9 protein-coding genes are annotated in these 10,717 nt (G+C 63.0%); 1 reads left to right on the forward strand and 8 read right to left on the reverse strand.

Annotation, left to right across the window (positions count from 1 at the left end):
• Window positions 1-9: 9 nt before the first annotated feature.
• The 5 genes from fkpB to murJ form a co-directional block, all read right to left on the reverse strand.
• Window positions 10-447, reverse strand: a complete 438-nt coding sequence (fkpB, locus tag FW760_RS25720; RefSeq protein ID WP_054914918.1) for an FKBP-type peptidyl-prolyl cis-trans isomerase — start codon at window positions 445-447, stop codon at window positions 10-12.
• Window positions 440-955, reverse strand: coding sequence for a signal peptidase II (lspA, locus tag FW760_RS25725; RefSeq protein ID WP_043860308.1), 516 nt, complete (start codon window positions 953-955; stop codon window positions 440-442). The genes fkpB and lspA overlap by 8 nt, the downstream gene beginning before the upstream one ends.
• Entirely contained in the window at window positions 948-3,779 is a 2,832-nt protein-coding gene (ileS, locus tag FW760_RS25730) for an isoleucine--tRNA ligase (RefSeq protein ID WP_043860307.1), read from the reverse strand. The genes lspA and ileS overlap by 8 nt, the downstream gene beginning before the upstream one ends.
• Window positions 3,776-4,726, reverse strand: coding sequence for a bifunctional riboflavin kinase/FAD synthetase (ribF, locus tag FW760_RS25735; protein WP_054914919.1), 951 nt, complete (start codon window positions 4,724-4,726; stop codon window positions 3,776-3,778). Before ribF ends, ileS begins: the two co-directional genes overlap by 4 nt.
• Window positions 4,727-4,844: 118 nt before the next feature.
• Window positions 4,845-6,383: a murein biosynthesis integral membrane protein MurJ gene (gene murJ, locus FW760_RS25740; protein WP_043860305.1), complete on the reverse strand. Its 1,539-nt coding sequence runs from the start codon at window positions 6,381-6,383 to the stop codon at window positions 4,845-4,847.
• Between the two features lie 251 nt (window positions 6,384-6,634).
• On the opposite strand from murJ, the gene rpsT reads away from it, so the two are divergent.
• Window positions 6,635-6,913, forward strand: a complete 279-nt coding sequence (rpsT, locus tag FW760_RS25745) for a 30S ribosomal protein S20 (RefSeq protein WP_043860304.1) — start codon at window positions 6,635-6,637, stop codon at window positions 6,911-6,913.
• 143 nt (window positions 6,914-7,056) lie between these two features.
• On the opposite strand, the gene FW760_RS25750 is transcribed toward rpsT, so the two are convergent.
• From FW760_RS25750 to FW760_RS25760, 3 genes are read right to left on the reverse strand one after another with little or no spacing between them, the layout of a single operon-like run.
• Window positions 7,057-9,357 (reverse strand): PqiB family protein, encoded by a 2,301-nt coding sequence (locus FW760_RS25750; protein ID WP_078479466.1) that lies wholly within the window; start codon window positions 9,355-9,357, stop codon window positions 7,057-7,059.
• On the reverse strand, window positions 9,350-9,973 hold the full coding sequence (locus tag FW760_RS25755) for a paraquat-inducible protein A (protein ID WP_116052268.1): 624 nt from the start codon (window positions 9,971-9,973) through the stop codon (window positions 9,350-9,352). The genes FW760_RS25750 and FW760_RS25755 overlap by 8 nt, the downstream gene beginning before the upstream one ends.
• Window positions 9,960-10,619 carry a paraquat-inducible protein A gene (locus FW760_RS25760; protein WP_043860301.1) on the reverse strand — a complete coding sequence of 220 codons (660 nt, stop codon included), beginning with the start codon at window positions 10,617-10,619 and terminating at the stop codon, window positions 9,960-9,962. Before FW760_RS25760 ends, FW760_RS25755 begins: the two co-directional genes overlap by 14 nt.
• Window positions 10,620-10,717 lie beyond the last annotated feature (98 nt).

A 10,717-nucleotide genomic window follows, 5' to 3' on the forward strand; every position in this document is an offset into this window, starting at 1 on the left:
ACTCCTGGCTCAAAGGGCCTTGACTGCGAGGATTTCCACCTCGAAGTTCAGGGTCTTGCCGGCCAGCGGGTGGTTGAAGTCGATGGTCACTTGCGCGTCATCGAACGCCTTCACCACGCCGGGCAACTCGGCGTTGGCCGCGTCGTTGAAAATCACCAGCAGGCCCTCGGACAACTCCATGTCCTGGAACTGCGAGCGGGGAATGATCTGCACGTTCTGCGGGTTCGGCTGACCGAAGGCATTCTCCGGTGCCACGCTGACGGTGCGCTTGTCGCCGGCCTTGAAGCCGAAGATAGCGGCTTCGAAGCCCGGCAGCAGGTTGCCGTCGCCGACCTTGAACACCGCCGGAGCTTTCTCGAAGGTGCTGTCGACAGTATCACCGTTTTCCAGGTGCAGCGCGAAGTGCAGGGTGACTTCGGTGTTCTGGCCGATACGGGTATCAGTCATGGACGGGTTCTCCGGACTTTTTGCTCTTGAACATATCCAGCGCCAGCATCACGGCGCCCACGCTGATGGCGCTGTCGGCCAGGTTGAAGGCCGGGAAGTACCAGCGGTTCTGCCAGTGCACGAGGATGAAGTCGACCACGTGACCGAGCACGATGCGGTCGTACAGGTTGCCCAGCGCACCGCCCAGCACCAGGGCCAACGCAACGGCCAGCCAGGTGTCGTCGCGGCCCAGGCGCTTGAGCCACACCACCAGCACCGCACTGACCACCAGGGCGATCAGGGCGAACAGCCAGCGCTGCCAGCCGGAGCTGTCGGCCAGGAAGCTGAAGGCCGCACCGGTGTTGTAGGCCAAAGTCCAGCTGAAGTAGTCGGGGATGACCACGATCTGCTGGTACAGGCTCAGCGCACCTTCGAAGTAGTGCTTGCTGGCCTGGTCCAGGACCAGTACCAGCAGGCTCAGCCACAGCCAGGCGAGGCGCCCGAAGCGCCCCACGTTGGGGTTAGGCATAGTGACGCACCTCACCTTTGCCGCTGATGTTGTCGACACAACGACCGCAGATTTCCGGATGCTCCGGGTTCACGCCCACGTCGGCGCGGAAGTGCCAGCAACGGCCGCACTTGGCGTGACCCGACTTGACCACCTTGAGCTTGAGGCCGGCCACTTCGGTAACCACGGCATCGGCCGGGGCTTCGACGAACGGCGCCACGCTGGCTGCCGAGGTGATCAGCACGAACCGCAGTTCGTTGCCCAGCTTGTTCAGGTCGGTGCTCAGGGCCTCATCGGCGAACAGGGTGACTTCGGCTTGCAGGTTGCCGCCGATGGCCTTGGCCGCACGCTGGTTCTCCAGCTCCTTGTTGACCGCAGCCTTGACGGCCATCACGCGGTCCCAGTAGGCGCGGTCCAGCTCGATGCCTTCCGGCAGCTCGGTCAGGCCCTGGTACCAGGTGTTGAGCATGACCGACTCGTTGCGCTCGCCCGGCAGGTACTGCCACAGCTCGTCGGCGGTGAACGCCAGGATCGGTGCGATCCAGCGCACCAGCGCTTCGCTGATGTGGTACAGCGCGGTCTGGCACGAGCGGCGCGCGACACTGTTGGCGCCGGTGGTGTACTGGCGGTCCTTGATGATGTCGAGGTAGAAGCCGCCCAGCTCCTGCACGCAGAAGTTATGGATCTTGGAGTAGACGTTCCAGAAACGGTACTCGCCGTAGTGCTCTTCCAGTTCGCGCTGCAGCAGCAGGGTACGGTCGACCGCCCAGCGGTCCAGCGCCAGCATGTCGTCGGCCGGCAGCAGGTCGCGGGCCGGGTCGAAGCCGGACAGGTTGGAGAGCAGGAAGCGCGCGGTGTTGCGGATGCGCCGGTAGGCGTCGGCGCTGCGCTGCAGGATCTGGTCGGAAACCGCCATCTCGCCGGAGTAGTCGGTGGCCGATACCCACAGGCGCATGATGTCGGCACCCAGGGTGTCGTTGACCTTCTGCGGCTCGATGGTGTTGCCCAGCGACTTGGACATCTTGCGGCCGTTCTCGTCCACGGTGAAGCCGTGGGTCAGCAGCTCGCGGTACGGCGCATGGCCGTCGATGGCGCAGCCGGTGAGCAGCGAGGAGTGGAACCAGCCGCGGTGCTGGTCGGAACCTTCCAGGTACAGGTCGGCGCGCGGGCCGCTTTCGTGGCCGATGTTGTGCGAGCCACGCAGCACGTGCCAGTGGGTGGTACCGGAGTCGAACCACACGTCCAGGGTGTCGGCGATCTTGTCGTACTGGCCGGCTTCGTCACCGAGCAGTTCGGCGGCGTCCATCTTGAACCAGGCTTCGATGCCCTCGAGCTCGACGCGCTGGGCCACCTGCTCCATCAGTTCGACGGTGCGCGGGTGCAGTTCGCCAGTTTGCTTGTGCAGGAAGAACGGGATCGGCACACCCCAGTTGCGCTGACGCGAGATGCACCAATCCGGGCGGTTGGCGATCATCGAATGCAGGCGCGCCTGGCCCCAGGCCGGCACGAACTTGGTTTCTTCGATGGCGTTGAGGGCGCGCTTGCGCAGGGTTTCGCCGCTGTCAGGCTGCTTGTCCATGCCCACGAACCACTGCGCGGTGGCGCGGTAGATCAGCGGAGTCTTGTGGCGCCAGCAGTGCATGTAGCTGTGGCTGATGGTGTCGGTGAACATCAGCGCGCCGACTTCGGCGAGCTTGTCGACGATGTGCGGGTTGGCCTTCCAGATGAACTGGCCACCGAAGAATTCCAGCGAGTCGACGTACACGCCGTTGCTCTGCACCGGGGTGAGGATGTCGTCGTTGACCATGCCGTAGCGCTTGCAGGTCACGAAGTCGTCTTCACCGTAGGCCGGGGCCGAGTGGACCACGCCGGTACCGGCGCCCAGCTCGACGTACTCGGCCAGGTAGACCGGCGACAGGCGATCGTACAGAGGGTGACGGAAGTTGATCAGCTCCAGTGCAGAGCCCGGCGCGGTGGCGATCACCGAACCTTCCAGCGAGTAGCGCTTGAGGCAGGCTTCGACCAGCTCTTCGGCCAGCACCAGCAGCTTGTCGCCGACGTCCACCAGGGCATAGCTGAACTCGGGGTGCACGTTCAGCGCCTGGTTGGCGGGGATGGTCCACGGGGTGGTGGTCCAGATCACGATGGCGGCGGGCTTGGCCAGCGACGACAGGCCGAAGGCCTGGGCCAGCCGCGCTTCGTCGGCCACGTTGAAGGCCACGTCGATGGTCTGGGACTTCTTGTCGGCGTATTCGACCTCGGCTTCGGCCAGGGCCGAACCGCAATCGAAGCACCAGTTCACGGGCTTGAGGCCCTTGAACACGAAACCGTGCTTGACCATTTCGGCCAGGGCGCGGATTTCGCCGGCTTCGTTGGCGAAGTCCATGGTCTTGTAGGGGTTGTCCCAGTCACCCAGCACGCCCAGGCGGATGAATTCCTTCTTCTGCCCTTCGATCTGCTCGGCCGCGTAGGCACGGCACAGCTCGCGGGTCTTGTCCGCAGTGAGGTGCTTGCCGTGGGTCACTTCGACCTTGTGCTCGATCGGCAGGCCATGGCAGTCCCAACCCGGCACGTACGGCGCATCGTAGCCGGCCAGGGTCTTGGACCGCGAGATCATGTCCTTGAGAATCTTGTTGAGCGCGTGACCGATGTGGATCTTGCCGTTGGCGTAGGGCGGGCCGTCGTGCAGCACGAACTTCGGACGATCCTTGCCAATTTCGCGCAGCTTCTGGTACAGGCCAATGCTGTCCCAGCGCTGCAGGATCTGCGGTTCGCGCTGTGGCAGGCCGGCCTTCATCGGGAAGGCGGTGTCCGGAAGGTTTAGCGTGGCTTTATAGTCGGTCATTTCAGGCTCTTCGTTAGCGGTTGACCGTGCCAATGGGCACGTGCGGCGGCGATATCCGCATCGATCGCCGACTTCAGCGCCTCCAGGGAGGCGAATCGCTGCTCATCGCGCAGCTTGTGGTGGAATTCCACCGTGAGACGCCGGCCATACAGATCGCCGGCAAAATCCAGGAGATGCACTTCCAGGTGGGCGCGGCCATCACCTGCAACGCTGGGGCGCACGCCGATGTTGGCGACACCCGGCCACGCCTGGCCATCGAGTTCGACGCTGACCAGGTACACCCCGGTGAGCGGTACGCGATGACGCTTGAGTTGTATGTTGGCCGTGGGCCAACCCAGCTGGCGCGCCAGCTTCTGCCCATGCAGCACTCGGCCGCGGATGCGGAACGGGCGGCCCAGCAGACGCTCGGCCACGGCAAAGTCGGCACGCGCCAGCGCTTCGCGCACCTGCGTGCTGCTGACCCGCAGGCCCTCGAGCTCCACGGTTTGCGCCGCTTCCACGGTGAAGCCGTGGCGCAGGCCGGCCTGCTGCAGGAACGTGAAGTCACCCACCCGGTCGCAGCCGAACCGGAAGTCGTCACCGACCTCCAGGTGCTGCACGCCCAGGCCGTCGACCAGAATGGTGTCGACGAATTCGGCGGCGCTGAGCTTGCACAGGCGCTGGTTGAACGCCAGGCACAGCACCCGGTCGATGCCTTCGGCGGCCAACAGGGCGACCTTGTCGTGCAGGCGGGCCAGGCGCGCAGGCGCGGTGTCCGGTGCAAAGTACTCACGCGGCTGTGGCTCGAAAATCACCACGCAGCTGGGTACGCCCAGCGCTACCGCGCGCTCACGCAAACGCGCCAGGATAGCCTGGTGACCGCGGTGAACACCGTCGAAGTTGCCGATAGTGGCAACACAGCCCCGATGCTCGGGGCGAAGGTTGTGAAGGCCTCGAACCAGCTGCATAACGCGCTTCTTGCTCATAAAGTGGTCGATTATAACCACACCCGGGCGCCGACGACAGGCAGCAGCGCGATGCCAGGGCGTCTAAAACACAAAACCGACGCCTGACCCGCGCCGGCCATCAGTGCAGCGCCTTGCGGGCGAAGTCCCGTGGACGAAAACCAAACAGGTACAGGCAACCGAAATAGGTCACCACGCCTGCGCCAATCAGCACGCCCAGGCGCAGGAACCGCTCGAGCATGTGCCCCTGCTCCCAGGCAGGCATGTACCACATGCCTGCCACCAGCACACCGGCCATCAGCAGTACGGCCACCAGCAACTTGAGCAGGTAGGCGGTCCAGCCCGGCTGCGGCTCGAACAGGTTCTGCTGGCGCAGCTTCCAGTACAGCAGGCCGGCATTGAGGCAGGCGCCTACACTGATCGCCAGGGCCAGCCCGGCATGCTGCAGGTAGCCGATGAACACCAGGTTGAGCAGTTGCGTGGCCACCAGGGTGAAGATGGCGATCTTCACCGGTGTACGGATGTTCTGCTGAGCATAGAAGCCAGGGGCGAGCACCTTGACCAGGATGATGCCGAGCAGGCCGACCGAGTAGGCGATCAGCGCGCGCTGGGTCATGGCGGCATCGAAGGCGGTGAACTTGCCGTACTGGAACAGGGCCACCGTCAGTGGCTCGGACAAAATTGCCAGGGCAAAGGTGCAAGGCAACACCAGCAAGAAGCACAGGCGCAGGCCCCAGTCGAGGATGCGCGAATACTCGTGGCGATCCTTGCTGGCGTAGGTCTTGGCCAGGGTCGGCAGCAGGATGGTGCCCAGCGCCACGCCCAGCACCCCGGAGGGCAGCTCCATCAGGCGGTCGGCGTAGTACATCCACGACACCGAGCCGGCCACCAGAAACGAGGCGAAGATGGTGTTGATGATCAGCGAGATCTGGCTTACCGACACCCCGAGGATGGCTGGCAGCATCTGCTTGAGCACGCGCCATACCCCGGTATCGCGCAGGTTCAGGCGGGGCAGCACGAGCATACCGATCTTTTTGAGGTGCGGCAGCTGATACAGCAGTTGCAACAGGCCGCCGGCCAGTACCGCCCAGCCCAGGGCCATCACCGGCGGATCGAAGTACGGGGTGAGGAACAGCGCGAAGAAGATCATCGCGACGTTGAGCAGGGTCGGCACGAAGGCCGGTACCGAGAAGCGGTTCCAGGTGTTGAGGATGGCGCCCGCCAGGGACGACAGCGAAATCAGCAATATATAAGGAAAGGTCACGCGCAGCAGGTCGGTGGTCAGCTCGAACTTCTCGGCGCTGTCGACGAAGCCCGGCGCGGTGACCCACACCACCCAGGGTGCGGCCAGGATCCCCAGCGCCGTGACCACCGCCAGCACCAGGGTCAGCAGGCCGGCGACATAGGCCACGAAGGTGCGGGTCGCCTCCTCGCCCTGCTGGCTTTTGTATTCGGCCAGGATCGGCACGAACGCCTGGGAAAACGCCCCCTCGGCAAAGATTCGCCGCAGCAGGTTGGGCAGCTTGAAGGCAATGAAAAAGGCGTCGGTGGCAACACCGGCGCCGAAGATGCGCGCCAGGATGGTATCGCGGACAAAGCCCAGCACGCGCGACACCATGGTGATGGAACTGACTGCAGCCAGGGACTTGAGGAGATTCATCGAAAGATTTTCATGCCATATGGATGAAGGAGAGGCCTAAATGGCATCCAAGTATGCGATACTCCGCCGCGCAAAGCAGACAGAGCAAAACTCCCGAGTTTACAGGTCATGCGCCAGAAGGGAATCATCCCCTCTAGCGAATCGACCGCTCAGCGGAACCTAACAAGCGCCCTTGACAACCGATCAACTCATCGGCATGATTCGCGGCCTATTTTGTTTGCTATTTACCAAGTCTTTCGAGGAGCTCGACGGTGGCCAACTCACCTTCCGCCAAAAAACGTGCAAAACAGGCTGAGAAGCGTCGCAGCCACAACGCCAGCCTGCGTTCCATGGTTCGCACCTACATCAAGAATGTAGTCAAGGCCATCGACGCAAAAGACGCCGAAAAAGCGCAAGCTGCTTACATCCTGGCTGTTCCAGTTATCGACCGCATGGCCGATAAAGGCATCATCCACAAGAACAAGGCTGCTCGCCATAAAGGCCGTCTGAATGGCCACATCAAGGCACTGAAGATTGCTGCAGCTGCCTAAGCGACGCTTGTTAAAAAACCGACCCTAGGGTCGGTTTTTTATTGCCTGCGATTTGATGATGGCGGGAAGACAGGGCCGCTCCCTTCGCCGACCAGGCTGACTCCTGCAGGAGACGGCCTGGTCGGCGAAGGGCTATGCCTTGCCTACTTGCCGAGCGGGATCTTCGGCGCCCATTGCAGCCATTCGTCCTCGGCCTTGTCGAACAGGGCAAAGGTCTGCTGCGGCAACGCTGCGTTGCCCATCTTGTCGCCGTCTGGCGTGGCGAAGGCAATGCCACCCTCGATCAGGGTCTCCAGCGACTCGGTACGCACCGTAGCACCCTTGAACAGGCCGATATCGAAGCCGAAGCCACTGCTGTTCCAGAAACGGCTGCCACCGCGCACAAGCGAGGCGTAGCGTGGCTCGATCAGGATATGGATCAGCACGCGATCCGCTGTCTGCCCCAGTTCGTACCCCGTGACCTTGCCCACCGGCACTTCACGGTAGGTGACCGGCACACCGACCTTGATCGACCCGCGTCGAGCAGCGCTGAGCACCACCGGCAGGCCAGCCTCGCGAGCGGTCAGGTCCGGTGGCTCGGGCAAGGCCACGAAGTTGCGCTGCGGGCCCTGATTCTTCGCCGCCGGTTGCACTTCCAGGTACTGACCGGTGACCAGCGTCTCCAGGTTGGCCGTCTTGACGATACCCAGCGCCGGCTTGACTACCCAGAACTGCGTGCCCACACGCGCAATACGCTCGGGCACCTCGGTGATCTGCGCCTTGAGCGTCACCGACTGCAGGTCCTCCGCCAGGTCCACCGCTTCGACCTTGCCGACATCCAGCCCCTTGAAGCGTATGGGGGTGCCGACCTTGAGGCCGTCCGCACGGTCCACCTTGATGGTGATGCTGGTGCCTTTGCGATCCGCCGCTTCCTGGTTGGCCAGCAGGCGGAAGGTGGGGATACGACGCTTGAGCGGTACATTCTGTTTCGGCGTATCGAAGGCGATGCCACCGGCCATCAGGCTCTGCAGCGACTCGCTCTTGATCTGAATGCCCGACAGGCCGCCAGTCAGGGTAATGCCGCTGGCGTTCCAGAAACGCGTCGAACCATTGACCAGGTTGGCGTACTCGGGCTCGATGTGCACGCCAATCAGCAGGCGTTGCTGCTTCCTGGAGAACTGGTAGCTTTGCACGCTACCCACCTTTACCTGCCGATACAGGATCGGGCTGCCAACCTCGAGCGAGCCCAGGTTGTCGCTGAACAGCACAAGGTGCAGGCCGGGCGCCTTCAGATCGAGGGGCGGGGCCTTGGCCCGGGCTTCGAATTCACGCTGAGGCGAGGCGCCCTTGTCGCCGGGACGGATAGCAATGTAGTTGCCCTTTACCAACGCCTCCAGGCCGGTGATACCCGCCAGGGAGATCGACGGCTTGACCACCCAGAACTGGGTGCCTTCGACCAGGTAGTCCTCGGCCAGCGGGTCCAGGGTCAGCTCGGCCATGGCACTGGAGAGGTCGGCATCGACCTTCAGGGCTTTCAGCGAACCTACCTGTATACCTTTGTACATGACCGGCGTACGGCCCGCCTGCAGGCCCTCGAAGTCGCTCAGCTTGACCTTGACCCGGATACCCGCCTGGGCGGCGTCGAAGTCTTCGAAAAGACGGAACGGCAGGTTCGGGTCGGTGGGCGGGCTGTCCTTGCGGTGCTCGGGGGTAGCGAATGCGATACCGCCGGCAACGATGCTGGCCAGGGACTCGCTGCGCACCTTCACGCCCGACAGGTTGGCATCGATGCTCACGCCGCTGGCGTTCCAGAAACGCGTGTGCTTGCGCACCAGGTCGGCATAGCCCGGCTCGATGAACACCTTGATCTCGACCGTACCCTGGTCGTCGGAGAGCTTGTAGCTCTTCACCCGGCCAACCTGGATCTGCTTGTAGAACACGGGGCTGTCACGGTTGAGCGACCCCAGGCGATCGGCCTTGAGGGTCAGATGCAGGCCGGGCACGCTGTCGGACATCGGCGGTGCTTCGCTCAACGCATTGAAACGCTTGCTCGGCTCGCCATCGCCCGGGCTCACGGCAATGTAGTTGCCTGATACCAGTGTCTCCAGCCCGGTGATCCCGGCCAGGCTCACGTTTGGCTTGACCAGCCAGAAGCGAGTGTTCTTGCGCAGGTGCTCCTCGGCCACCTGGTTCATCTCGATGGTGGCGATGACACCTTTGTTGCGGCCTTTGTCGTCAAGTACCAGGCTCTTGACCTTACCCACCGACATGCCCTTGTAGACCACCTCGGTCTTGTTGGCGACGATACCCTCGCCGCTCTCGAAGCGAACCTCGATGTTCACCCCCGCTTCACGGTAGGCCTGCCAGCCGAGCCACCCACCGATCACCAATGCGATCAGGGGCAGAATCCAGATGGCCGACCAGTTCGAAGCTGGGCGGGTTTTAGCCGTAGGCAAATCACTCATGGTCGTCATCCGACTCCGTGTTATCCCAAATCAGTCGGGGATCGAAAGTTACTGCAGCAAGCATTGTCAGAATCACCACACTGGCAAAGGCGACGGCCCCCAGGTTGGCTTCGACACTGGCAATCCGGCCGAAATTCACCACCGCCACCAGGATCGCGATGACGAAGATATCCAGCATCGACCAGCGGCCGATGAATTCGATGAAGCGATACATCACGATGCGCTGGCGTGCCGACAGCGGCTGGTGGCGCTGCACCGAGTACAACAGCAGGGCGATGCCCACCAGCTTGAAGGTAGGTACCAGAATGCTGGCGATGAACACCACGGCCGCGATCGGCAGCATGCCGTGCTGCATCAGGGTGATGACGCCGGACATGATGGTGTCGGGGCTGCCCTGCCCCAGGGTGCTGACCGTCATGATCGGCAGCACGTTGGCCGGTACGTACAGGATGGCCGCGGTAATCAGCAGCGCCCAGGTACGGGCCAGGCTGTTGGGCCGGCGTGCATGCACCAGCGCCCCGCAGCGCGTGCAGGTCTGGCTGCTGGCGCCCGCCTCCTGGCGGTTGAGCTCATGACACTCGGTACAGATCAGTATTCCTGCGTCAATCGCCCGCATGCACATCTTCTCCCGACAAGGCTACCCAGATCTGGTGGGGGGACATCACCACTTCCAGCCAGACCTGAACCAGCAACAAACTGACAAAGCACAGCAAGCCAAGCCCTAGGCTGAGTTCGGCCATATCCACCAGCTTGACGATGGCGACCAGTACGCCCATGAGGTAGACCTCAAGCATGCCCCAGTCGCGCATGTGGTGATAAAAACGGTAAAGAAGCAGGCCATAGCTGCGGCCCCTGTTCAAGCGGATGGTCAGCAACACCACCAGCTGACACAGCAGCTTGAGCAGTGGAATGGCCATGCTGCACAGGAACACCACCACCGCCACGCCACCCATGCCGCTGTTGTACAGGCCGATCACACCGCTCCACACCGTGTCATCGGAGTTCTGGCCCAACAGATGGAGTTGCATGATCGGCAGAAAGTTCGCCGGCACGTAGAGCAGCAAGGCCGCCAGTACCAGGGCCAGGCTGCGCTCGACCACATTGTGCCGATGGGCGTACAACTCATAGCCGCAGCGCGGGCATTGCGCTTTTTCATCCGTCTTGAGCTCGGGCTTGCGCAGCAGCAGGTCGCATTCGTGGCACGCCACCAATTGATCCAGCGGCAAGCCTGCGAGTGAATCGCGATCGTCAGGGTCGGGCATAGAAGGGTTCTGAGTAAAAACGTCGGGGCCTATTCTAGTGTCGTTGCCCCAATTGTGGGAGCACAACCGCGCAGGAGCCAGCCTTGGCGCAGAACAGG

This window comes from Pseudomonas sp. 1176_21, assembly GCF_052850635.1.